The organism is Nocardia sp. NPDC052001 (genome assembly GCF_040680615.1).
In the GTDB taxonomy this organism is placed as follows: Bacteria; Actinomycetota; Actinomycetes; order Mycobacteriales; family Mycobacteriaceae; genus Nocardia.
The window spans coordinates 1-23,077 of the sequence record NZ_JBFAXC010000018.1; the positions used below are offsets into that span (position 1 = coordinate 1).

The 23,077-nt window shown below is 65.8% G+C and carries 20 protein-coding genes and 1 pseudogene; 11 read left to right on the forward strand and 10 right to left on the reverse strand.

Features of this window, described 5'->3' with window-relative positions; all coding sequences use genetic code 11:
• Nucleotides 1–101: 101 nt before the first annotated feature.
• Nucleotides 102–1,694 (reverse strand): PucR family transcriptional regulator ligand-binding domain-containing protein, encoded by a 1,593-nt coding sequence (locus AB0L82_RS40735; RefSeq protein WP_364649862.1) that lies wholly within the window; start codon nt 1,692–1,694, stop codon nt 102–104.
• Between the two features lie 106 nt (nt 1,695–1,800).
• Between AB0L82_RS40735 and AB0L82_RS40740 the strand changes: the two genes are divergently transcribed.
• The 4 genes from AB0L82_RS40740 (at nt 1,801) to AB0L82_RS40755 (ending at nt 5,709) form a co-directional block, all read left to right on the forward strand.
• The gene (locus AB0L82_RS40740; protein ID WP_364649865.1) at nt 1,801–3,237 is read left to right on the forward strand and encodes a cytosine permease; all 1,437 of its coding nucleotides are present in this window, start codon (nt 1,801–1,803) and stop codon (nt 3,235–3,237) included.
• A gap of 230 nt (nt 3,238–3,467) precedes the next feature.
• Nucleotides 3,468–3,995, forward strand: coding sequence for an anti-sigma factor (locus AB0L82_RS40745; RefSeq protein WP_364649868.1), 528 nt, complete (start codon nt 3,468–3,470; stop codon nt 3,993–3,995).
• Between the two features lie 81 nt (nt 3,996–4,076).
• Nucleotides 4,077–4,490: a low affinity iron permease family protein gene (locus tag AB0L82_RS40750; protein ID WP_364649871.1), complete on the forward strand. Its 414-nt coding sequence runs from the start codon at nt 4,077–4,079 to the stop codon at nt 4,488–4,490.
• 34 nt (nt 4,491–4,524) lie between these two features.
• Nucleotides 4,525–5,709 carry an AI-2E family transporter gene (locus AB0L82_RS40755; RefSeq protein WP_364649874.1) on the forward strand — a complete coding sequence of 395 codons (1,185 nt, stop codon included), beginning with the start codon at nt 4,525–4,527 and terminating at the stop codon, nt 5,707–5,709.
• Between the two features lies 1 nt (nt 5,710).
• Here the strand turns inward: AB0L82_RS40755 and AB0L82_RS40760 are convergent, their stop codons facing one another.
• Nucleotides 5,711–6,196, reverse strand: a complete 486-nt coding sequence (locus AB0L82_RS40760; protein ID WP_364649877.1) for a DUF6328 family protein — start codon at nt 6,194–6,196, stop codon at nt 5,711–5,713.
• 26 nt (nt 6,197–6,222) lie between these two features.
• The gene (locus AB0L82_RS40765; protein WP_364649880.1) at nt 6,223–6,699 is read right to left on the reverse strand and encodes a hypothetical protein; all 477 of its coding nucleotides are present in this window, start codon (nt 6,697–6,699) and stop codon (nt 6,223–6,225) included.
• 256 nt (nt 6,700–6,955) lie between these two features.
• On the opposite strand from AB0L82_RS40765, the gene AB0L82_RS40770 reads away from it, so the two are divergent.
• Nucleotides 6,956–7,300: an STAS domain-containing protein gene (locus AB0L82_RS40770; RefSeq protein ID WP_364649883.1), complete on the forward strand. Its 345-nt coding sequence runs from the start codon at nt 6,956–6,958 to the stop codon at nt 7,298–7,300.
• A gap of 16 nt (nt 7,301–7,316) precedes the next feature.
• Here the strand turns inward: AB0L82_RS40770 and AB0L82_RS40775 are convergent, their stop codons facing one another.
• The 3 genes from AB0L82_RS40775 to AB0L82_RS40785 all read right to left on the reverse strand — a co-directional run bounded on the left by AB0L82_RS40775 (nt 7,317) and on the right by AB0L82_RS40785 (nt 15,010).
• On the reverse strand, nt 7,317–9,665 hold the full coding sequence (locus AB0L82_RS40775; protein WP_364649887.1) for a SpoIIE family protein phosphatase: 2,349 nt from the start codon (nt 9,663–9,665) through the stop codon (nt 7,317–7,319).
• Nucleotides 9,665–13,909 carry a HAMP domain-containing protein gene (locus AB0L82_RS40780; protein ID WP_364649890.1) on the reverse strand — a complete coding sequence of 1,415 codons (4,245 nt, stop codon included), beginning with the start codon at nt 13,907–13,909 and terminating at the stop codon, nt 9,665–9,667. Before AB0L82_RS40780 ends, AB0L82_RS40775 begins: the two co-directional genes overlap by 1 nt.
• Before the next feature lie 207 nt (nt 13,910–14,116).
• Nucleotides 14,117–15,010, reverse strand: a complete 894-nt coding sequence (locus AB0L82_RS40785; protein ID WP_364649893.1) for an NADP-dependent oxidoreductase — start codon at nt 15,008–15,010, stop codon at nt 14,117–14,119.
• Nucleotides 15,011–15,097: 87 nt separating this feature from the next.
• Between AB0L82_RS40785 and AB0L82_RS40790 the strand changes: the two genes are divergently transcribed.
• The gene (locus AB0L82_RS40790) at nt 15,098–15,673 is read left to right on the forward strand and encodes a helix-turn-helix domain-containing protein (protein WP_364649896.1); all 576 of its coding nucleotides are present in this window, start codon (nt 15,098–15,100) and stop codon (nt 15,671–15,673) included.
• Between the two features lie 46 nt (nt 15,674–15,719).
• Here the strand turns inward: AB0L82_RS40790 and AB0L82_RS40795 are convergent, their stop codons facing one another.
• The gene (locus tag AB0L82_RS40795; RefSeq protein ID WP_364649899.1) at nt 15,720–16,628 is read right to left on the reverse strand and encodes an aminoglycoside phosphotransferase family protein; all 909 of its coding nucleotides are present in this window, start codon (nt 16,626–16,628) and stop codon (nt 15,720–15,722) included.
• Nucleotides 16,629–16,726: 98 nt separating this feature from the next.
• Between AB0L82_RS40795 and AB0L82_RS40800 the strand changes: the two are divergent.
• Nucleotides 16,727–16,819 (forward strand): annotated as a pseudogene (locus AB0L82_RS40800) (DUF2510 domain-containing protein); the annotation flags it as partial.
• 6 nt (nt 16,820–16,825) lie between these two features.
• Nucleotides 16,826–17,407, forward strand: a complete 582-nt coding sequence (locus tag AB0L82_RS40805) for a hypothetical protein (protein WP_364650101.1) — start codon at nt 16,826–16,828, stop codon at nt 17,405–17,407.
• A gap of 58 nt (nt 17,408–17,465) precedes the next feature.
• On the opposite strand, the gene AB0L82_RS40810 is transcribed toward AB0L82_RS40805, so the two are convergent.
• Nucleotides 17,466–18,086 carry a LysR family transcriptional regulator gene (locus AB0L82_RS40810; protein WP_364649902.1) on the reverse strand — a complete coding sequence of 207 codons (621 nt, stop codon included), beginning with the start codon at nt 18,084–18,086 and terminating at the stop codon, nt 17,466–17,468.
• A 212-nt stretch (nt 18,087–18,298) separates the two neighbouring features.
• On the opposite strand from AB0L82_RS40810, the gene AB0L82_RS40815 reads away from it, so the two are divergent.
• A complete protein-coding gene (locus AB0L82_RS40815) occupies nt 18,299–18,943 on the forward strand; it encodes a dihydrofolate reductase family protein (RefSeq protein WP_364649905.1) in 645 nt (214 codons plus the stop codon).
• Between the two features lie 46 nt (nt 18,944–18,989).
• Here the strand turns inward: AB0L82_RS40815 and AB0L82_RS40820 are convergent, their stop codons facing one another.
• Nucleotides 18,990–21,035, reverse strand: a complete 2,046-nt coding sequence (locus tag AB0L82_RS40820; protein ID WP_364649908.1) for a hypothetical protein — start codon at nt 21,033–21,035, stop codon at nt 18,990–18,992.
• 239 nt (nt 21,036–21,274) lie between these two features.
• Nucleotides 21,275–22,120: an NmrA family NAD(P)-binding protein gene (locus tag AB0L82_RS40825; RefSeq protein WP_364649911.1), complete on the reverse strand. Its 846-nt coding sequence runs from the start codon at nt 22,118–22,120 to the stop codon at nt 21,275–21,277.
• Between the two features lie 69 nt (nt 22,121–22,189).
• Between AB0L82_RS40825 and AB0L82_RS40830 the strand changes: the two genes are divergently transcribed.
• Together AB0L82_RS40830 and AB0L82_RS40835 are read left to right on the forward strand one after the other, a co-directional pair.
• Entirely contained in the window at nt 22,190–22,513 is a 324-nt protein-coding gene (locus tag AB0L82_RS40830; RefSeq protein WP_364649914.1) for a metalloregulator ArsR/SmtB family transcription factor, read from the forward strand.
• Nucleotides 22,514–22,617: 104 nt separating this feature from the next.
• A complete protein-coding gene (locus tag AB0L82_RS40835) occupies nt 22,618–22,899 on the forward strand; it encodes a hypothetical protein (RefSeq protein ID WP_364649917.1) in 282 nt (93 codons plus the stop codon).
• Nucleotides 22,900–23,077 lie beyond the last annotated feature (178 nt).

The window sequence follows — 23,077 nt, forward strand, 5'->3', positions numbered from 1 at the left end:
GATTCGACAAACTCGCCGTCCGCTACCTGGCCACGATCCACATCGCCGCCATCAACCAGTGGCTACGGTGCATTGACTTTCAAAACACGCCCTAGTCCGGATCAGGTAGTGGGGTTGGTGGGCTGGATGGGGGATTCGAGGGATTCGGCCGTCAGGGCCAAATAGAGGTCGATGGTGTCTTCGAGGCGGTTTACGTTGCGGCCGGTTAGGTCGGTTATGCGGGTAATGCGGTTGCGGAGGGTGTTTACGTGGACGTGGAGGGCGGTGGCGGTTACTGCCCATTGGCCGTCGTGGGCCAGGAAGGTGCGGAGGGTGTGTTCGAGGTCGGTGTGGGAGCGGGTGTCGTGGTCGCGGATGGGGGTGAGGATTTGGTCTGAGAAGCGTTGGCGGACTTGGGTGTCGAGGAGGCCCAGGAGCATTCGGAAGGTGGCTATGTCGGCGAAGGTTGCTATGTCGGGGGAAGGTTGGGCGCGCAGGACCTGGCAGACTTCGCGGGCGCGGACGAGGGCGTCGCGGAGGCCGGGGGCGGGGGTGATGTCGCCTATGCCGATCACCGTGCGGGGGACGGGGGAACGTCTGGTGGTTTCGGTGGACAGGTCGCGGGCGAAGCGGGTGAGGTCTTCGGGGGAACGTTCCCACAGGCATATGGAGACCACGTCGCGGCTTCCCGCGGCGGTGAAGGCGGGGATGCCGTGGGCGGCGAAGAACGCGCCTACCGCGTGGGCTATGTCGTCGGGTTGGGCGGTTGCGCCGGCGGCGGGGACGGGGGCTGAAACCAGCACGGCCAGTGGGCGATCCGGGGGGACGCCGTAGGCGCGGAGGCGGCGGATCACCTCGGCACTGCTGCGCGGGCCCGACAGGATCATCTCCAAAAGCTCTGCGGCGAAACGGGCTTCGATGGCGTGGACCGCTTGCTGTTTGGTGACTTCCAAGCTCAGGAAGCGGGCAGCTTGAGCGAGGGCTTCTTGATCGGCGGCCGAGAGGGTGGCCGAGGGTTCGAGGCAGTACAGGCCCGCGTCGATCTCACCCATCGCGCCCTCGATCAGATACAGCGCGGCGGGGCCGGTCCCGAGCAGATCGACTTCGAGCGGCGGCGGGGTGCGGTTGAGGGCGGCGGCGGCCAGGCGGACCTGTTCGTCGGTCGGCTCGCAGCCGATCGAGGCCAGGCGACGGCCTTTGCGGTCCACCACCAGTAGCGGCAATTCCGTTTCACCGCGCAGGATTTCGAGTACGCCCGCCGCGCCGCTGCCACGGGAGAGCGCGGTTGCCAGCGCATCGCCGCGGTGGACCGTCGCGGTCAGTTCGGCCTGCAACACCTCGTTCTGGATCGCGGCGGCCGCGCGGGTCAGCGCGGCGAACGGCACACCGATGCAGAGTTCCACGAGGGGAAGACCGTGGGAAAGGCACAGGGCGACAAGGTCTTCGGGAAGCTCGGGAGTTTGCGCGGTGAGACCGAAGACCAGCCCGGCCGCACCCGCACGCGCGACCGCCGCCACGAAACGATCGAGCGATACCTGCGATTGCCACAGGCCGTTGGTCAGCACCAGCTCACCCGAGCGCACATACGGCGAGGGGTCGGCGAGCTCGGTGGTGTGCAGCCAGTGGATCTCCGCGTCCAGCGCGTCCGTGAGTTCCGGAGTCACCACGCGCAGTCCCAGGGCGGGATCGTCGACGAGTCGGCTGATGGTCAACATCTAGTCGAATGTACAGAACATTTCCGGCATTGGTGGATGAACATCCATCCCTTCGACGGCTCCCACACTGCTGTTATGAGGTACCTCACAACAAAGGAATGCGGCCATGTCCCAACCTCCCGACACCACCGAACGCACCGCACCCGCCGAGACCGGCGTGCGCTTCGACGAACACGGCGTCCTGCCCATCCCCGATCAGGAACGGGACTGCTCACCGTGGGAGCTGTTCTGGATCTGGTGCGGGGCGAATATCGCCCCGATCAACTGGGTGCTCGGCGCGCTCGGGATCACCCTGGGACTGAGCCTGCTCGAAACCCTGATCGTGGTCGTGATCGGAAACCTTTTCGGCTGCGCCATATTCGGGCTGTTCAATGTGATCGGCCATCGCACCGCGGTCAATCAGATGGTGTTGGGACGCTCGGCGTTCGGCATCAAAGGGGCGGCGTTGCCCGCACTCGTGCAGGGTCTGCTGACCATGGCCTGGGTCGGGGTGAATACCTGGGTGGTGCTGGATCTGGTGCTGGCCGTACTGGATCAGCTCGGCATCAGCGGCGGACTCGGGCTCAGAATCGTTGTGGCAGCGGTCATTATGGCGGTGCAGCTGGGTTTGGCACTGTACGGGTTCTATGCCATTCGCACGTTCGAGAAATACACCGTGCCGCTCACCATCGCGGTCATGGTGGTGATGACGGTGCTCGCATTGGGCCGCACTCATCTGAACTGGTCGACCGCCGTCACCGACACCCCCGGCGAAAAGCTCACCGCCATCACACAACTCATCACCGCGATCGGGATCGGCTGGGGTCTGACCTGGATTCCCTACGCCGCCGACTACAGCCGTTTCGTGCGCCCGAATCTGTCCGCGCGCAAAGTCTTCTGGGCCTCGGCGACCGGTATGTACATTCCGACGGTATGGCTGGCCGTGCTCGGGGCCTGCCTGGCGAGCGCGGGTGGCAGCGCCGACCCCTCGACGGTGGTCGTCGGCACCTTCGGCGTATTGGCGATCCCGGTACTGCTGCTGATCATGCACGGCCCGATCGCGACCAATATCCTCAACCTGTACTCGTGCTCGCTCGCGGCGTTGACCATCGGCATTCGCATCGCCCGCTGGAAAGTCACGCTGTTCGCCGGTGTGATCGCTTCGCTGGTGCTCGCGGTATTCATCAATGCCACGAGTTTCGCGCATGCCTTCGACAATTGGATGGTCTCGATCCTGATGTGGATCAGCCCATGGATGTCGATCCTGCTGGTGGACTATTTCCTGATCCATCGCCGGGCGCTGTCGATCCCGGACCTATATCGCGAGCCCGCTTCCTCGGCCTTCGGCGGGATCAATATCCCCGGCCTGGTCAGCCTCGCGGCCGGTCTGCTCGCCGGGTGGAGTTGGCAGTACGGACTGGTGCCCGCGATGCAGGGCCCGGTCGCGCGAGCGCTGGGAAATACCGACTTCTCTTGGCTCTCAGGCAGTTTCGTCGCCGGTGGGCTGTACGTCCTGCTCATGAGGGCGAGATTCGCCCGGACCGGACAGGCCGTGGAGGTCTGAGCGACGCTCGCCATCGGCGGTGAATTCCGGGGCGGAGGCCACACGCCTCCGCCCCATGGCCGATGAACCCCCTGCCACCACCTTCGAAACATCACGTGACACCTATCCCGCCCCCGGAGAGTGGTTCGCAACACTTACGTTTCCACTGTGAATTGCCGGGTAGATCCAATTCAGAGCCAATTGAAGATCGGATAGAGATCACCGTCGACCAGATTCCGGGGGCAAAGATGATGACCGGGTTACCGAGAACCCACCACGGCAGCACCAACGGGAAACCCCACCGCACCGGCGGCTCGCATCTGCGGCTGGTTTCCCCGGACGAGGCCGGGACCACGCGCCATCCGATGGATGACGCGCGCGGCCACACCATCGGGGTTCGAGTTCCGGCCGAAGCCTCGCAGCTCCTCATGCTGCGCGCCCTCGCCGAAACCGTATGCCTGACAGCGGATTTCGATGTCAGCATGGTCACCGATATTCGCGTCGCCCTCGATGAGGTGGCGACCGCGCTGGTGTCGGATCGCACGCCGGGCACCGAAATCAGCTGTGACTTCACCTATGACGAACAATCGATCGAGGTCCGGATCAATTCGGTATCGCAAACCGATGCCGCGTTCCGGGTCGCGAGTATGGGCTGGCATTTGCTCCAGGCCATCACCGACGATTTGAAGACCGAAGTCGGCCCCTTCGACCACCACATGTCCGGCTACCCGACGCAGGTGCGATTCACCCACAACCGGGACTGGCCGCCCCTCGATTGACGCCGTCGACGGCGCGTTTATCACGGCGCCGACGGTGGTATGGCCTGAGCGATCGGCTGTATCGAATTCGAAGGAGCACACGTGGACCACTCGCCCGGTACGGCGGTAGCACGCGGGGAGCAACTGTCGATCTTCGATAGATTCGCCACCAAAGCCAGCGAATTCGCCTCTCGGGCAGGGTTTTTCGTTTTCTGCGTAATCCTGGTCGTGGTCTGGGTGCCCTCCATCGCGGTAATGCCGAGCGTGGACACCTGGCAGTTGGTGATCAACACCGCGACCACGATCATCACGTTCCTACTGGTGGCGCTCTTGCAGAACACCCAGAGTCGCAGTGACGCCGCGTTGCAGCAGAAGCTCAATGCCGTCGCCGACGCGCTCGCGGACTTCATGGGTGAGCTCAGCACCGAATACCCCGAACTCCAGCGGCACCGCGCCGAACTCGCCGACGCCGTCGGCCTCGAACGCCGCGAGGGCTCGCGACACCAGGACAAGTGATGATTGCTCAGCTCTCCCGTATACCGGCCCGACCATGAACGACGAAGAACAAAGCACCGAGTGGGTCGGCCAGCCGCGCTCGGACGAACCCGCACCCATCTCGTCCGCTGAGCAGGACGCCGCCGCGCTGTCCAGCGACCAGCATCCGCTGGGCACGCCCGGTCGGCGGTTCGATCGGCGATCACCATTCATGACCGGGCTGCACGCGGCGGCCGGCGTGCTGGTCACCGTGGGCGCGGTACAGGTCGTACTCGCCGCGCACCAGGCGCTGCTGCTGGTGGTGGCCGCATTGTTCTTGGCCATCGGCATGGAACCGGCCGTGTCGTGGCTGGTGCGGCATGGCGTGCGGCGCGGGTTCGGGGTGACCTTGATCTTCGTGCTGGTGCTCGGCGGATTGGCGGCGTTCCTGTGGGCGGCGATCACGCCGTTGATCGATCAGGGCCAGGCGCTGATCCACCACGCACCCGATACGCTGCGGCACCTCGAAGATCGCTATCCGGTGATCCACAGTGTGTCGGATCGATTCCATCTCGATCAGAAGGTGCAGCAGGGGACCGGCAGCGATCTGGAACGGCTGTCGCAGGGCCTGCTCGGCGCGGGCAAAGTGGTCTTCGGCGCGGTGACCAGCACCGTCATCGCCGCAGTGCTCACCGCGTACTTCTCGGCCAACTTTCCGACCTTGCGCGCCTACATCTACCGCCTGTTCCCCCATGAGCGACGCCCCCGCGCGATCCTGATCGGGGACGCGATCTTCGCCAAGGTCGGTGGCTATGTGCTGGGAAACCTTTTGATCTCCTTGATCACCGGGGTGCTGACCTTCATCTGGCTCTCGGCGTTCGAGGTGCCGTTCCCCTTGGTTCTCGCCGTGCTGGTCGCGGTCCTGGACCTGATTCCGCTGATCGGTTCGACACTCGCCGGAATCGCGATAGCCCTTGTCGCGCTGACGGTTTCGCTGCCCGTATGCATAGCGACGGTGGCGTACTTCCTGGTGCTGCGCGCGGTCGAGGACTATCTGCTGGTGCCTCGGATCATGGGGCGCACCGTACAGGTGCCCGCGGTGGTCACCGTCGTGGCGGTCTTGATCGGCGGGTCGGTGCTGGGCGTGCTCGGTGCACTGCTGGCTATCCCGATCGCCGCGAGCGTACTGCTGCTGGTCGAGGAACTGCTCATCCCCCGACTCGATAAACCCAAGGTCGAGCTCACCAAGCAATCGGCCTGAGTCACCAGCGATTTCCGCCACGCTGCCACCACGGGTGCACGGCCCACGCGAGGGTGAACAACAGCCCGAAGCACGCCCCGGCCGCACTCGCCCAGATCGGACCGGCCACGGTATCGAAGATCAAGACGGCGACTCCCGTCAGCGCGATGCCGAGTAAGCCGAGTCCGGCCAGGGCATAACGGTGCGCCGTCACCACCACACTGCCGATTCGATGCCGCCGGAACAGCACTCGATGCGCGGCCACCGGCGCGATCAAACATACGGTCGCGGCGATCGATGTCGACACGATCAACAGGTACAGCAAACGCATGGCATGCGATAACTCGGTGAAGCGAGCTTGAAATGGCAAGGTCAGCAATAACCCGGTGAGCAGCTGCACCCCGGTCTGCACGACCCGCAGCTCCTGCATCAAACTGTTCCAGTTCCGGTCCAGCCGTTCGGCCTCGGTCTCATTGCGACCATCCCCGGCCGGCGGGACATCGGACATCACGAAACCTCCCACCCCGATACCGCTCAGAATCGCGTGTGCATCCCCACGCAGGTGGCATCGGCACGACGGCGTACGAGATCGGCGGTCGTCCGGTAGCGGGTGTACAGGCGGTCCTGCTCCTGATCGGCGGCGCGCTCACTGAAGGGCGACTCCCACAGCCGGGCGGCGGAGGCGCGGGCCACCTGCGCGAACTGCGCGGGCCAGCACAGTTCGCGGACCGCGCGCACGAGACCGGTATTCGCGTCGACCAGGACCACCCGCAGCAGCAGCTCGCTGGGCTCGTCGTCGATCGCGATCCCGCTCGGATGCTCGGCGCGGTGCGGGGTGTACGGGAAGTCCGACCAGTCGATGCCCTGGTCGAAACGGAAGGCCACCAGGGCGAGGTGCGCGCTGTTCACCCAGGCGAAGTCCGCCCGCCCGGACTCGATCGCGGTGATCTCGGACTGCTCGGGTGCGGCCAGCGCTATCAGCAATTCGCCACTGCGACCATCGGGTGCCATCCGCAACTGCGCGGACTCGGTCCAGCTGGAACGGCGCGCTTGGTAAACATCCCCGACCTGGACGCACGGGGCAGGCGCATCAATGACGTTGTTACTGGGCACAGCGCGTACGTTCCCGATTTGGGCGGATTCAAACGTGTGAGCCATTTCAGAGGCGTTCTTTGCCAACTTCCGGATTGGCGATAGGGTGACCTGCCAGTGGGATTCACGGTCCGCGCGGTGAGGTCGCGGCGATTTCGGAACCAGGGGCAATCAGTTGAGCAGCCAAGCGCCAGAGCTGACAGTCCACACGCGCACCGAGGCGGCGGCCATCGTCGTGGCCGTGGCCGGCGAAGTCGATATGGTGTCGGCGCCAATACTTTTGACGGCTATCAGCGATGCGCTGGCAACCGACCATTCCAGGATCGTGGTGGACCTGTCCGAGGTCGGTTTCTTCGGCTCGGCCGGGCTGAGCGTGCTCGTGCGGGTCGCCGAGGCCGCCGTCGGCCGGGAACTGCGGATCGTGGTGTCCGAGGCGGCCCGGCGGCCCATCGAGCTGACCGGCATCAACGAACTGCTCGACCTGTACAGCACCACCGCGCAGGCGCTGGGCGGCGCCTGACGGGGTGCGCATCGAGTCAGTCGACGTGGATGCCCACAACGCAGGTGTCGTCGTCGGTATCGGCGTCACTGGCATCGAGCAGATAGTCCAGTCGCTCGTCCAGACTTCCGGTGAATCGGGCCGAGGTGATGAGCAATTGGGCCACACACTCGTCCAGGCGACGGTCCCGGCGTTCGATCAGACCGTCGGTGTAGAGCAGCAGTGTGTCGTCGGATTCGAGCTGGAGTTCGCCCTCCTCGTAGGTCGCATCAGTCGCGGCACCGAGAATCATGCCCTTGAGCGGGGGCAGGCTCGACGCGACACCGCCGCGGATCAAGACCGGCGGCAGATGCCCCGCACGCGCCCAGCGCAATATCCGGGTGCTCGGATCGTAGAGACCGCACAGTGTGGTGGCGAAGATTCGATCGGTGAGGTGATGCGCCACCAGATTCAGCCAGGTCAGCATTTGACCGGGACCCGCACCGGTGGCAGCCAAGCCGCGTAAAGCGTTGCGCAGCACCACCATTCCCGTCGCCGCAGTGATGCCGTGCCCGGCGATATCGCCGACCGAGAGCAGAATCTCCTTGGACGGCAGCACAATCGCGTCATACCAATCGCCGCCGACCAGGTGATCCTGCTCGGTCGGGCGGTACCGCACCGCGATCTGCAGCCCGGATGCCTCGGTCGACGGTTGCTCATCCGGCATGATCGCCTGCTGGAGCTGGCGGGCCAACCGGCTCTGCGCCGCGGCCTGCTCCTCGGTGTGGGTGAGCCGGTCCCGAGTGGCCGACAGTGCGATCTCGGTCCAGTGCTGCGCCGAAACGTCCTGGTAGACACCACGAATGAGCAGCAGATGCCCGGCGGTGTCCAGGACCGGTTCGGCGATGACGCGGATATGGCGGGTGACCCCGTCCGAGCGCACCAGCCGAAACGCCGTCGACGCCGGGCGGCGATAACGCAGCAGCGTGCGCAGGAACTGGCGCACAGCATCGGAATCGGCGTCCTGGACATGGCCGGGCAGCTGCGCGAGCGGGATCGGATCCGCGCTCGGCGCCAATCCGTACAGTGCGAAAAGTTGTGCGCTCCAGGTGATCTCGCCGTTGGCGATACTTTCCTCGAAACCGCCGACCCGGCCCAGGCGCTGGGCATGCTGGAGCAGAGCCGCCAGCCGCGCCGCCTCATCCTCGACCCGCCACACCATGAGCACCGCATCGCCGTGCCGGGCCATGCTCAGCGCGGCCGAGAGCGTCAGCGGAATCTGATCGACCAATTCGGTCAGCAGCATCCGCTCCGCGCGGTAGCTCTCACCGGTGGCGTAGACGTGCTCGATGCGCTCGAACAACCGGCCTTCGGAGGCGGCCATCGGATACGCCTCGAGCAGCAGCGCACCGCTGATCAGCCCGCGCGGACGCCCGGCCGGATCCAGGAAGCACGAATTGACGTGGTGGATACGGAAATCGGTGAGCGCGCCGTCGACCAGATGCGGCAGCAGTACCAGCGCCGGATCGAACAGTCCATCGGCCAATCGCACCAGATCGGCGATATCGGGACGGTACGCGGTCGGTGTCACCACCAGATCCGATTCGAGGGTGTGCGCGACCAGCTCCGCCAGCGCTTCGAACTGACGTCGCACGCGAGAGGGCTGCTGCTCGATCGGATGCGGCCAGCACACCTCGAGCACGCCGAGCAGCTTGCCGCCCGCGCCGACCGGAATGGCCGCGCGCGCACCGGTGCGATCACCGATCGAGGGCAGGCCGTCGGGCTCCAGGCTCTCGTTCCACAGTGCGGTTCGGTCCACCAGGGCCTGCCGCGCCAGCGTCGCCACACCGGGCGGGACATAGCGCCACCGCTCGGCCTCATACGGGGCGATGCCCGCAAATCCCACCAGTGACAGCGACGCATCGGTGCCCGCGGACCAGATCGCCACGGCTGTCCCGCCCAGGGGCGCTACCGCGTGCTCGAGCACCGATTCGGCCACCCGCTGGGTGTCGGTCGCCGCGAGCAATCCGCTTTCCGCCGTGCGCAATCGCACCGCGGCCGCGGCCTCCTCCGGGGCTGCCGTGCGCCGCAGGAACTGGCCCACCGCCGCGCTGATCCGGTCGCGCGCGGCCTCATTGACCAGATCGGCGGCCAATTCCAGCTCGCTGATGCCCGCCTGCTCGGACAGGATCCGCAACTGCAACGCCGCCTGGGTCGGGGCGCACTGCAATCGCTCGATGAGTACACCCTTGGCCATCTCGATCAGTGCCCGGCCGTCCGCGGTGGCCTGCGCCTGGCGGACCTCAGTGCGCAGCCGTTCCACGGTCGCCGCGAGGCGGGTGAACATGGGCCGCGCCTGATCGTCCGGAGTGATCGGTTCCTCTCCGGGGTCATGAGGCTCGGACATCAGGCGCCGAGCCAGTGCCGGATGCAGCCGAGCAGCGCTTCCGCGTCGACCGGTTTGGTGACATAGTCGTTCGCGCCCGAGGCCAGACTCTTATCGCGATCGCCGAGCATCGCCTTGGCCGTGACCGCGATGATCGGCAATGACGCGTACTGCGGCATCTCGCGGATGGTCGCGGTCGCGGTGTAGCCGTCCATCTCGGGCATCATCACATCCATCAGCACCAGATCGGTTTCCGGATGGGCGAGCAGTTTGTCGATGCCCTCGCGACCGTTCTCCGCGTGCAGAATGCTCATGCCGTGCAATTCCAGAATGCTGCTGAGCGCGAACAGGTTTCGAGCGTCATCGTCGACGATCAGCACCGTGCGACCGGCGAGCTCACCCGCCGGTTGCGGCAGCGCGCCGGCGGTCGTCACTCCCCCGCGCCGCACCAGCGGCAGCACATCACCCGGGGCTTCCGCGGTGATGTGCAACGCGATCCGTTCGCGCAGTTCGTCCAGGCTGGTCAGCAATTCCAGCGGGCGGCGCGTGATGTGATCCTGTAGGCGACGCTCCTGATCGGCATCGAGTCTGCGGTTGTGCGCCAGCACCGGAATGCTGCGCAGCGCCGAATCGCCATCCATACGCTCGAGGAATTGCAGAGCCGCGTTATCGGGCATATCGAGTTCGAGCACCACGCAGTGGAAGGACTGCGAGGCCAGCGCGGCCGCGGTCTCCTCCACCCCGATCGCGCTCACGACCTGCACCGGGCCGCGCGGATCATTGCTGTCGGCCAGATCCGCCACCGCGCTCTGCGCGACCAGCGACAGCAGGCCCTGCGGACGTTCCTCCACGACCAGCAGTCGGCGCAATTGCCCGGTCGCCGAGCTCGGCGTGGGCGGGCGGTTATCGGCGCGCTGGGTGTCCTCCCGCTCGGGGAACGGCAACTCCAGGAAATCCGGACGGGCCACCGGCAGGTAGAGGGTGAACGTACTGCCCTGTCCCAGTGCGCTTTCCGCGGTGATGACACCGCCGAGCAGATAAGCGATCTCGCGACTGATCGACAGGCCCAGACCGGTGCCGCCGTACTTGCGGCTGGTGGTGCCGTCGGCCTGCTGGAACGCGCCGAAGATCGACTCCAGCTGATGCGCGGCGATACCGATACCGGTGTCGATCACCCGGAAGGCGATGGCGGTGCCGTGTCTGCGTACCGCGGCGGGCAGCTCGCGCGGATCCGGCGGCTCCAGGCGCAATTCGACCGATCCGGTCTCGGTGAATTTCACCGCATTGGACAGCAGATTGCCGAGTACCTGACGCAACCGGGAATCATCGGTCAGCAATTCCAGCGGCAGATTCGGAGCGCTGGTGATCTGGAAGCCCAGATTCTTCTGCGTCGTCATCGGCCGGAAGGTGGCCTCGACATAGTCGAGCAGTTTGCGCAGCGGCACCTGCTCGGGCGTGATATCCATCTTGCCCGCCTCGACCTTGGACAGATCGAGGATGTCATTGATCAGCTGCAGCAGATCCGAACCCGCGGAATGGATGATCCCCGCGTATTCGACCTGCTTCGGCGTGAGGTTGCGGGTCGGATTCTGGGCCAGCAGCTGGGCCAGAATCAGCAGGCTGTTCAGCGGTGTGCGCAGCTCATGGCTCATATTCGCCAGGAACTCGGACTTGTACTTCGACGCCAGCGCCAGCTGCTGGGCGCGCGTCTCGAGCTCCTGCCGGGCCTGCTCGATTTCGAGGTTCTTGGCCTCGATATCGCGATTCTGCATCGCCAGCAGTGCGGCCTTGTCCTCCATTTCGGCATTGGAGCTCTGCAACTCCTCCTGCCGGACCTGCAATTCCTGTGAGCGAGCCTGCAATTCGATGGTCAGGCGCTGCGATTCGGCCAGCAGATCGTCGGTGCGGGCATTCGCGATAATCGTATTGACGTTCACGCCAACGGTTTCCATCAACTGATCCAGGAAATCGCGATGGGTGCGGGTGAAGTGGTGCAGGGACGCCAGCTCGATCACACCGAGGACCTGATCCTCGACGCCGATCGGCAGCACCAGCAGGTTCACCGGTGCGGTCTGGCCCAAGCCGGAGGAGATGGTGACGTAGTCGCCGGGGACATCGTCCACCGCGATGGTGCGGCGACTGCGCGCGGCCTGACCGACCAGCGATTGGCCGAACGCGAAACGTGTTGCGGCACCGGGCTCTTCGGGGCTGCCGTAGGAGCTGATCAATTCCAGCTCGGACTTCTCCGGGGTGTCGTCGGCGAGATAGAACGCACCGAATTGCGCGGAGACCAGCGGGGCCAGCTCATCCATGATGAGCTCGGCGACGACATTCAGATCGCGCTGGCCCTGCATGAGACCGGAGATGCGGGCCAGGTTGGTCTTGAGCCAGTCCTGATCCTGATTCGCCTTGGTGGTCTCGCGCAGGGACTCCACCATCGAGTTGATGTTGTCCTTGAGCTCGGCGACCTCGCCCGAGGCTTCGACCGTGATCGACCGGGTCAGGTCGCCCTCGGCGACGGCGCTGGTGACTTCGGCGATGGCGCGGACCTGACGGGTCAGGTTGCCCGCGAGCTCATTCACGTTCTCGGTCAAGCGTTTCCACGTGCCCGAGACGCCCTCGACCTCGGCCTGGCCACCCAGGCGACCTTGCGAGCCGACCTCTCGGGCGACACGGGTGACTTCGGCGGCGAACGCGGAGAGCTGATCGACCATCGTGTTGATGGTGGTCTTGAGCTCTAGAATCTCACCGCGCGCGTCGACGTCGATCTTGCGGGTGAGATCGCCCTGCGCGACCGCGGTGGTCACCTGCGCGATATTGCGGACCTGGTTGGTGAGGTTGTTGGCCATGGAATTGACGTTGTCGGTCAAGTCCTTCCACGTGCCCGCGACATTCGACACGCGTGCCTGGCCGCCGAGCATGCCTTCGGTGCCGACCTCGCGGGCCACGCGGGTGACCTCATCGGCGAACGCGGACAGGGTGTCGACCATCGTATTGATCACGCCCGCGAGCGCGGCGACCTCGCCCTTGGCCTCGACGGTGATCTTCTGGCTCAGATCACCGCGCGCGACCGCAGTGGCGACCTGCGCGATCGAGCGCACCTGACTGGTCAGGTTCGAGGCCATGACGTTGACGTTGTCGGTCAGGTCCTTCCAGGTGCCCGAGGCTCCGCGCACAGTCGCCTGACCACCGAGATTGCCTTCGGTGCCGACCTCGCGGGCGACGCGGGTGACCTCATCGGCGAAGGCGGACAGCTGATCGACCATCGTATTGATGGTGTTCTTGAGCTCGAGGATCTCACCGCGCGCATCGACCCGAATCTTCTGGGTCAGGTCGCCCCCGGCGACGGCGGTGGAGATCTGCGCGATCGAGCGCACCTGCGCTGTCAGGTTGCCCGCCATGAAGTTCACCGAGTCGGTGAGGTCGCGCCAGGTGCCCGAGACACCCTTCACATCGGCCTGACCGCCCAGGATGCCTTCGGTGCCGACCTCGCGCGAGACGCGCGTGACCTCATCGGCGAACGAGGACAGCTGATCGACCATCGTATTGATGGTGTTCTTCAGCTCCTGGATCTCACCGCGCGCGCTGACCGTGATCTTCTGACTCAGATCACCGCCCGCGACCGCGGTGGTCACCTGGGCGATATTGCGGACCTGCGCGGTCAGGTTGCCCGCCATGAAGTTCACCGAATCGGTGAGATCACGCCATACGCCGCCGACACCGGGCACCTCGGCCTGACCTCCGAGCTGACCTTCCGAACCCACTTCACGGGCGACGCGGGTGACCTCGTCCGCGAATGACGACAGCTGATCGACCATCGTATTGACGGTGTTCTTCAGCTCGAGGATCTCACCGCGCGCATCGACATCGATCTTCTGCGACAGATCGCCCTGCGCCACCGCGGTCGCAACCTGCGCGATATCGCGGACCTGACTGGTCAGGTTGCCCGCCATGGCGTTCACCGAATCGGTGAGGTCCTTCCAGGTGCCCGAGACACCCGGCACCTCGGCCTGCCCACCCAGACGCCCGTCGGTACCCACCTCGCGCGCCACGCGCGTGACCTCGGAGGTGAACAGCGACAGCTGATCCACCATCCCGTTGAAGACGTTGGCGATCTCCCCGAGCAGTCCATCGGCATCCGTGGGCAACCGTGTCCCGAAATCACCATCGCGCACGGCGGTCAAACCGGCCAGCAACCTGCGTAATTCGACCTGATCCGGACTCGAGGCGGCCTGTTTGGCCGACCCCTTTGGGGTATCCGTCATTTCCATCCTCGTTCCGCTCGGCCGAACCGCGTCGCAACACCCTTGGGCTAGAGCGGTGACGGGCGATGAGTTGCAGGATATGGACAACCACCAGCGGCTGACTCTACGGCCCCGGCACTCGGGTTGTGAATCCATTGGCGCACAGACCGTTCGTGCCAGTCGAGCGCGGGATCGACTCGATTCGGGATCGGACGTTCACACTCGCGCTCAGACCAGCAGGACGCGGCGGCCGCGGGTATGTCCGGCTTGGCTATCCGCTTGTGCCGCAGCGGCTTCGGCGAGAGGGTAGGACCGCTCGACAGGGATGCGGAGGCGGCCGCGGGTGATGAGGTCGACGGCCTCGGCGAGGGCCGCGGGCATGCTGCCGCCGACTCCGGCGAAGCGGATGCCGAGCATTGATGCCTCGAGGTCGGCGATTGTGATGATCTTGTCAGGATCTCCGGTCAGGTCCAGGAGTCCGGGGAGGACGCCCGCGCCGCTCAGGTCGAGTGCGGCATCGATGCGGCCGAGGGCGCGGACGCGGTCGACCCAGCCCGGGCCGTAGGTGGTGGGGATCGCGCCCAGGGTGCGCAGGTAGTCCTGGTTCGCGGGGCCGGCCGTGCCGATCACCGTGATCCCGCGATCGCGGGCGATCTGGAGTACGGCCGAGCCGACTCCGCCAGCCGCACCGCTGACCAGCAGCGTTTGGCCCGGTTGGCTACCGACGAGGCCGAGGATTCGCAGTGCGGTCTCCACGACCGAGGGGTACCCGGCCGCTTCGGCGAAGGTCAACTCTTCGGGCAGGTGTGCCCAGGAATTGAGTACCGCGAGTTCGGCGTAGGTGTTCGAACCGCGTCCGAAGACATGGTCGCCGATCTCGACACCTGTTGTGCCAGGGCCTATTTCGTCGACGATGCCGGCGGCGTCCTGGCCCACACCGGCGGGTAGGGGCAGCGGGCGGATGCGCTCGAACTGGCCCTCGCGGACTCGCCAATCGTGGGGGTTCACCCCGGCCGCTCGGACCGCGATGCGTATTTGACCGGGGCCGGGATGCGGCTCGGCGGTCTCTGTCAGTTGGAGGACTTCGGGGCCGCCGAACTCGGCGAAGCGCACTGCTCTCATGGATCGAAAATAACGCTAACCGTTAGTGTTTTGCAACGGGTAGTTCTGCGTTCCGGTTACATGTTGATATCTGATAGCATCTCGGCTATGACCGCGCCCACCGGCCGCAGGGAGCGCAAGAAGGCCGCGACCCGCCAGAACATCGCCGACACCGCGCTGCGACTGTTCCTGGAACGCGGGTATGACGCGGTCGGCATCCGGGATGTGGCCACCGAAGCCGACGTGGCTGTAACGACGCTCTTCGCACACTTCCCCTCGAAAGAGGCGCTGGTTTTCGCCCAGGACACCGACTTCGAACATCGCCTCACTCGCGCGGTCACCGATCGGTCGCCGAATGAGCCGCTTATTCCTCTGCTGCGCAATGAGATTCAGGCCATGGTTCAACACTGCACCGCAGCGGGAGCCGCACCGATCTGGCGCATGATCGACCAGTCCCCCGCGCTGCGGCAGTACGAGGAATCGATGCGCCTGCGGCACGCGGAGTCGCTCGCGACCGCCATCGCCACCGACCTCGGCCAGCCCGCCGACAGCACAGCCTGCCGGGCAATCGCCCGGTTCGTCATCGACGCCTACTCGCTCGGCCGTGATTCGGCGCACCCCGAAGCCACGGTGAACGAGGTATTCCGAATGATCGAAGCCGCCTGGGCGACCGGAATCGGTTGAGCTGTAGGCGATCCGGGGCGTGCGGTCAGATCGCCGGTGGGCGTGCCTAACTCGCGATCAGGCGGCGCAGCGCGGCCTGTGCGGGTGGTCCCCAGGTGGGTTTGCCGCCCGGCAGACCACGGACTCCGGCGTCGCCGATCTGGATTCCGGCGAGTGCGCGCAGCACCGCACAGCCGCGAACACGACGCCGGGTCGCGGGGTCCGGGCTCGGAGCGTAACTGTCGAAGAATCGTTCGACAGTGTTGTCGGGCAATAGAATCCACGCGGACGCGAGATCGTAGGCGGGGTCGCCCGCGCACAGATCGCCGAAGTCGATCACACCGCAGATCGCGCCGTTCTCGGTCAGCACGTTCGCCGGGTGCAGATCACCGTGCAACCACATCGGCGGCCCATACCACTGGGGTGCAGTGAGGGCGTCCTCCCATATGGCACGCACCGCATCGGGATCGGAGATCGAACCCCGATCGGTGGCCTCGGTGAGTTGTCGGTCGAACCATTGCGATCCGGCAGCCAGCGGGCCACCACGTCCTCGGCCGACAGGTGCCTGCTCGGGGGCGGGGTGGTGCAAGGCGGTGAGAAACGATGCCAGGGCGGTGACCGACTCCGCACCGTCGGTGATCGGTGCACGATCGGCGGGCTCACCCGGTACCCAGGTCGTGACAATCCACGGGTGCGGAAAACGCTCGGACGGTGCGCCGAGACGCTGCGGAATGGGAACCGGCAGTGGAAGATTCGGCGCGAGTACCGGTACCCAGGTGTGCTCCTTGACCAATAGCTCATCGGCAGAATCGGTCGCCCAGGGCAATCGGACGGCGAGATCCGCACCGAGCCGCCAGATCTGGTTGTCCCAGCCGCGCGCACCGAGCTGTATCGGACGATCGGCCAGATCCGGGTGCTGGTCGCGCAACAGCCCCCGCACCAATTCCGCGGTGACCTCGATATCGGTGTGCGTCATGCTCACCAACGGTAGTCAGGTTCGCCACGGGCTCAGGTGCGAAATTCCCACACCTACGGTGGGTAGGAAGCGGCACCGCCGATTCCTACCCTGAGGTGATGACACAGCCGCCGCCCGCCGCGGGCTGGTACCCACACGGCACCGTCTTACGTTGGTGGGACGGGTATCGATGGACCGAGCGTACACAGCCGCTTCCGGTGAGAACCACACCGACACAGCAGATTTCAATTGATCCGCGCCTGCTCATCGAGCGGAGCGTGGTCTTTCGGCACAAGGCCGATCTGATCGAGAATCACGAGTGGAGCATTACCGACCGGCATGGTGCGCCACTCGGAGCGCTGGTCCCCATCGGGGCGCGGACCCTTGATCGACTGGCCGGGGGCACGGTCGAACTCCGTGACGAGCGGGACGCGCTCATCCATACCCTCACCAAGGATGTCGTCCGGTTCAAGGCCGTCACCCGCATCGCGGGCCTGGGTAAAGTCACCGAGGGCTGGTCGGCCAGAACCAAATTCACCCTCAGCGCGGAGGACGATCGGGTTCTCGGCACGATCGAATGTGCGGAGAAGAGGTCGAGGAGGTTCCTCATCCGCGACGCCGACGATCAACAAATCGGCAGAATCGACTATGAGGTCGTACCCCTGAACCGTCACGTGATCGACCGATACGAGATGTGGGTACACCTGGACCGGCCACTCACCCAACCCCTCGCCGGTCTGGTGCTGGCGGCGACTCCGCGCGTGTACCTCGACATTCGGCGACGTTCCATGCTGAGCTGACGGCCACGGTGCCGCCGCCGGCCTCGGCAATCGAATCGGCGAAGGCGCGCAGTGCCGCCTAGTCGCGGTCGGGGTGCCAGAGCAGACCGTAATCGACGGCTCGTGCACCGTGCAGCGGAACGAGGGTGACTCCGCCGCGACTGTCCGGCCGGGCGGTACGGACACTGCCGGGAATGATCCGTGGTTCCGAGGAAATAATCGGGCCCTTGATGAAAGCCGTTTCAACAGATGGCAATTCGGTGAGTTGCAAATCGATGTCACCACCCCGCAACGCCTGGAATCCGTCATGGATGTGCACCTCTCGCACGATGATCCGGCCGCCCGGATTCGCGGTCAGGTAGTTGTCCGCAGCGGCGAGCAGCAGATCACCACACCAGGGTTCGGTGTAACCGGCGCGCAGCGTGTGCGCGAGATCGCGGGCACGGTTGCGAGCATGGTCGAGCGCGGCCCGCATCTGCCGGGCGGCGGGCAACAGTTCGTCATTGAGGTCGCGTCCGATCGGCGTGAGCGTGACGGTGCGACTGGTCCGCTCGAAAAGTGCCGCGCCCAAGCGACGTTCGAGCCTGCTGATGATCTGACTGATGCGGCCCGTGGTCACCCGCAGCCGATCGGCGGTGCGGCCGAAATGCAGCTCCTCGGCAAGGGTCAGAAAAGCCTCCAGTTCGGGCGGTTCCAGCATGGACATCCTTTGATCGGGGCACCGATGTGCCGAGCGAGCGGTCGACCATCGGACAGATCCGGGAGCCCGAATGTGACAGCCCCGGCCATGACGCCGGACACATTTCCGGCTCCCGTTTAGTTCCGCTAATCGCAGCGTGGATTGAACCGATCTTGTTGGCCGATAGGCCCTGAAACACAGTGAAATGGTCCGACTTTCAGGCAAGGAGAACCATGAAACTCACTGTGACCACGTTCGTTTCGCTCGACGGCATCATGCAGGGCCCGGGCGGCCCGGAAGAGGATCGCGACGGCGGATTCGATCTCGGCGGCTGGCTGGTGCCCTACGTCGACGCCGGCTTCGGCGAGATCGCCGGACCCTGGTTCGATGACGCCGACGCGTTTCTACTCGGCCGCCGCACCTACGACTTGATGGCCGCGCACTGGCCGCACGTCACCGATCCGGACGATATCGCCGCCACCAAACTCAACACTCTGCCCAAATATGTGGTCACCAGCCGGGCATCCGGACTGGATTGGGCCGGTGCGCAACAGCTTTCCGGGAATATCCCGCAGCGCATCCGGGAGCTCAAGGAGCAGCCGGGCCGTGTGCTCCAGGTGCACGGCAGCAGCCGCCTCATCCAGTTCCTGCTCGCCAATGAACTGGTCGACGAACTACGGCTGCTCACCTTCCCCGTCGTGGTCGGCTCGGGTAAGCGACTATTCGAACCCGGAACGCTCACTGCCGCGTGGCGGCTGACGGGGGTGCGGTCGACCCCAGCCGGAGTGCTCGGCCAGACCTATGAATTCGCGGGACGACCGGCGCTGGGCAATATCGAAATCGATTCCGACGGAAAGGAAAAGCTCGTCGAGGCTTGACACCGGTCCGGCAGCGACCGATCGAGGCGGGGCATCCCCGGCCGGATCAATCCGGTACGAGGGTGCCGTCCGCGATGGCCAACGCGCGTTCGAGCATGCGAGTCACTTCGTCGGCTCGGTCGTCGAAATCGTCCCAGAGGGAGCCGACGTCGTTGAGGCGCTGGTGGTCTCGATGGCGGGCGGCGACACCGGCGGCGAAGGTGTCTTCGAGTTCGATGGATTCCGGTACCGGCGGAGCGGACGAGCGCTCGCGAAGCGGGACGGTGGCGCGGGTGCGGTAGGCCGGGAGCGGGCCGCTCAGGTGTGCGGCGACGATCGTGGCGATGGAGGTGGCGGAGAGCGGGCGCAGCCAGGTGACCAGGTTGTCGTGCATGGCGGTGTAGCCGCGGGCATCGAAACTGGTGAACAAGGGCAACTTCGCGTGGGCGGGGTCGAATCCGGCCGCGGGCAAGGTGTTTCGACTGAGGTGATGTTCGAGCAGGCCACGACCGGCCGGATGCGGGGCCAGGCGCACCACATCGGTCCAGCGGCGCAGTATCCCGACCGGGCAGGTGTCCGGATCGCCGGTCGCGGCAATCGAGGCCAGGCCGTTGGCGATGATCGCGTGATCGTCGTGCAGGGTCAGATCCTCCTGGACGAGGTCCGCGATCTGCGCGTAGGTGAGTCCGGCGGCGGACAGCATCAGCAGGGCCGCGTTGCGTCGTCCGAACAAGCCGCGGGTCCAGCCCTTGGTCGGGAGCTGGCGCACAATCGAATTCACGCGCGCCGTGATGCGCTCGCCACGTGCGGAGCGGTGTTCGTTGAGCGCGGTCCGCAGGGTCGCCGCGCGTCCGGGCGCGGGCAGGCCCGCGACGAGATGCGCCTGATTGATCGCGCTCAGGCGGGTCCGATGGGTGCCGCGACTGCCGGGGTGATCATCGAGGTATGCGGCCACGGTCAGGGGCGCCGCGGGCAGTGACGCGTGATCGGTTGCGGCACACCAGCGGGCGAACAACTCCCAGGGGCGGTGGTAGCGCGCTGCCAGACCCAGAGGTGGTCGGCGAGCATTCGTGTCCAGGTCTTCGTCCTGTCCGAGTGGCGGTCGAGACCCACTCGGAAACACCGCCGGTGGGAGATCCCGTCCGAGGTTTTGACGGATTGTCCACGGGGACAGCGCCCCACCGATCGGATTAAGAGCCCGCGGTTCGACAGCATGCCCGAGCGCGCTGGTCTGCGCATGGCGGCTGCGCGTTCCGAACGGATCTATGGCGGCAGGGTCCAGACCTGCCGCGACTGCCCGTTGATGCACCATGCGAGTGATGGAACCCGCTGTGAGGGAGCCGTCCTCCTGCGGAAGGCCATTGCGAAGCGCACGGAACAGCGGCGCTTCCGGAGACGGTGCGCACGGCCACGGACCATCGCAGATGTGCCGGTCGGGGCTGCCTTTCGCGGTGTGCACCAGTCGAATCACCGCCGCCGCACCAGCGTCGGCGGCGCGCTCGCGCACCGCCTCCGGGTCCATGGTCGTTTCGCTGTTCGCATCCGATCGCATTGTGTGCGATGCCCGCTCATACGCAGCGTCGTAGTCGGCGATCACCGCCAGCCATCGCAGGTGCGCGCACCATGGACACAGGCGAGCCGACTCGCCTTTCGGCAGATAGCGATTCGCGGAATCGCTATCTGTGTCTCCGCGACGCACCGCCAGCCACTCCCCCACCCCGTCGCCGACCGGCGCGACATCCTGAACGACCAGCCGCGCGAGCTCATCGCGGTGCAAGCCGCCGCTGAATCCGAGTGCCAGCAGCGCGATATCGCGCCGCGCCGCGACCTGCGCGGCCCACCCCTGCGCTCGCGCTTCGATATCGATTACGAGGGTCTCGAGATCCGCCGGGGCAAGCGGTTCGGCTCGGCGTGCGGGGTCGGTGGCCCCGGTCCGTCGGCCTCTGATCTTGCGCATTGCCTCGACAATCAGCGGATCGATCCCCGGATGCGGGTGTCCCGCATTCGTATGCCGCTCACCGATAGCGGCCAGCCAGACCGTGAATGTCGAACTCCGATACCGATACTCGGCCCCGGCCCGTTCCCGCGCCGCCTCGGCCAAGTACTTCGCCACCGTCGCCGGGTCGGCAGGAAATGCGCTGTGTCCGTTCGCCAGACACCAGCTCTCGAACCGACGCCAGGCGGAGCCGTAGGTGCGTCGGGTATTCGATTCCGTGGTGGTCTGCCGATCGACCCGCAACCCAAGCTCCCGCGTCCGAAGGTCAATGCTTGGGGAAGCTTAACGACCCAGCCGCATCGGCGGCCGGTAGGCGCGAGGGTCGGCAATCCGCGCAAAAGCGCCCGACACCCGGCTCAGCGGAAGGCGGTCGCGTGATCGGTCGCCCACTGCTCGAAGGACGATGCGGGTTTGCCGGTGATGCTCTCGATGGTCGAGGTGATCAAGGTTGAGCGCGAACGCTTCTCGGCGGCTGCCAGCAAGGCGTCAACCAGGGCGGGTGGGCGGCCATCGGCGAGCATTTGGCGGCGTGCGTCCGCGACGGGTACCTCCTCGAAGCGCAAGGGACGGCCGAGAGCGGAGGCGATCGCGTCGACTTGCTCGGGGCGGCTGATCACCTGTGGTCCCGTCAGGAGATGGGTCTGGCCGGCGTGGGCATCGTCGGTGAGCACCGATGCGGCGACGGCTCCGAGATCACGCGGGTCGACGACCGCGGTGGGAGCGGTCATCGGTCCTTTGACCACACCGGTCGCACGGATTTGCTCGGCCCAGCCGAGGGTGTTGCTGGCGATGGTGTCCGATCGCAGAATCGTTGGGATGAGACCGGTTCGGCTGATCCGCGCTTCGATCTCCGCGTGCATGGCGAAGATCGGGTCGTGGCGTTCCTCGTCGGTGCCCACACCCACCGACGACAGATAGACGATCCGGCGCGCACGCTGACCGATCGAGTCGAGGACTGCGGGCGCGGCGTCGGTGGTCAGGAATGGCCACATCAGCAATACCGTGTCGACGTCGGCGAGCGCCGCGTCGAGTGCGGCGGGATCGGTGAGGCTGCCTTCGACCGTTTCGACACCGATGGGCATCTCCGCTGAGGTGCTCTCCCGTGATCGCACCAATGCTCGAACCTGATGCGTGCCAAGGTCGGTGAGCCGATCCACGACATGCCTGCCGACCTTGCCGGTCGCGCCGATCACCAGAATCATGCCCCGCACCTCAGTTCTTCGAGATTTCGATGATCATCAAAATATCGAATTGTTCGGTACTGTCAAACCATGCGGTCCCTGCACCACCCCACCCTCGACTCGCTCGAACTCGCGACGGTCCTGAACGCACTGTCGGATCCGGTGCGGTTGCAGGTCGTCGGCCAGCTCGCCGACGCGGGCGGAACCGTATGCGGCGCTTTCGACGTCCCGGTGAGTCCCTCGACCCTGTCGCACCACCTCAAGGTCCTGCGCGAAGCCGGGCTGGTGCGCGTCATCCAGGAAGGCAGCTGCCGCCGCCATACCCTGCGCCTCGACGAGGTCGAAGAACGCTTTCCTGGTGTGCTGAGCAACATCGTTCACGCCGTGAACTCCGAGCTGCGATCGGCGGGGTAGCGCCCCGCCCCGCGCACTGGGGGCATCGGAATCCCTGTCTGTTCGAGCCAACCCGAACTTGAAAACGTTGCCGGAGTTGATCTCTCGAACAAAGGATGCACGAAATGAACATGCTCGTCTCCGCTCTGCGCACCGGTGTGGTGGCCGCGGCCGTCGCCGCCACGATGGTTGGCGGTTCGGCCCTCGGCTCGGCGGCAGCGCCGGATTCGACCGGCGTGCCCCTCGCGGTTGCGGCACCCACGACCCAGCCGAGCCAGGCCGAATCGATCTGGGCAACCACCACCGGTAGCGCCGCACTGGACCTGCTGACCCTGCTGGGAGCCCCCACCGGCAGCCTGCAGAAGCCGTGCCCGCTGCCCAACCCCATCCTGTGCCAGATCAACTGACCGCGCTCGGTATGCGTCGCAAAAACGGGGTGGTCGGTCGAATGCCGCGCTGAGCAGGGCGGATAATTGTCGCTTGTTTGACAGCGATTGTTGCGGGTATGTGCGTACACGCAGCACGTTGACAGCAGATCGTTCCCACGCGGTGGCCGTGCCGGTACTCCGGACCGGCCACCCATCA